Source organism: Ancylomarina sp. 16SWW S1-10-2 (assembly GCF_009669305.1).
Classification (GTDB): domain Bacteria; phylum Bacteroidota; class Bacteroidia; order Bacteroidales; family Marinifilaceae; genus Ancylomarina.
In genome coordinates, this window is sequence record NZ_SADB01000113.1 from 1 (window position 1) to 741 (window position 741).

General features: G+C 62.8%; 2 protein-coding genes and 1 tRNA gene. 2 read left to right on the forward strand and 1 reads right to left on the reverse strand.

Annotated elements, in window-relative coordinates:
* The coding region (locus EMN46_RS20590) for a hypothetical protein (protein WP_368667584.1) at positions 1-167 on the reverse strand (167 nt) is incomplete at its 3' end.
* Between the two features lie 201 nt (positions 168-368).
* On the opposite strand from EMN46_RS20590, the gene EMN46_RS18700 reads away from it, so the two are divergent.
* Positions 369-442: transfer RNA gene (locus EMN46_RS18700), tRNA-Cys, on the forward strand.
* Between the two features lie 116 nt (positions 443-558).
* On the forward strand, positions 559-741 hold a 183-nt coding region (locus EMN46_RS18705; protein ID WP_229130428.1), incomplete at its 3' end, for an NAD(P)-binding protein.

Below are 741 nucleotides of genomic sequence, written 5' to 3' on the forward strand. Positions count from 1 at the left end.
TTCACCTGCAGCACTTCGTCACGGTAGGCCGTGGATTTCAATCCCTCGGGACAGAACAGCTCCCGCGGAATGTCCAGCATGGCGCGCGTGATGCGGCGATCGGTGATGTCGCTTGGGCGAACCTGGCTCTCGACCATATTCTTCCGCTGTAGTGCAAAGTTGGACATGTACTTCCCCGAGACGGCAGTCGTGCGCGGGGACCATAGCCAAAGGTGGCAACGCCTGCTACTGCCGATCGCGCACGGTTCAGCACTGCAAATCGCCCATCTGCGCGTTGCATCCCCGCGGCAGTGTGTGATACCAGCGGCTTGACCGCACCGTTTTGTTGCGTATCTGTCAGCCGCCCGCTGCTAGGCGCCGGCAAGTGAGGCCACGTGGCGGAGTGGTGACGTAGAGGACTGCAAATCCTCGCACCCCGGTTCGATTCCGGGCGTGGCCTCCAAATTCCCATCGCCGCATGGCACAATTGCATAGCCCGCCTGCCCACTCAGTGGCTCCATGGGCAGATTGCGCCCGTGTACACTCTTCGCGTCAGCACCCTGTTGCGGAAGCGAAACGATGACCGAGCCGAAGATCGCTACAATGCGCGCTGCCAGCGCCCGCAAATCGCCTCGCGACCTCGATGCGCTGATCATCGGAGCCGGCTTTTCCGGGTTGTACCAGCTGATCTGCCTGCGCGACCGCCTGGGCCTCGATGTCCAAATCCTGGAGGCGGCCGAGGGCGTGGGCGGCACCTGGTAC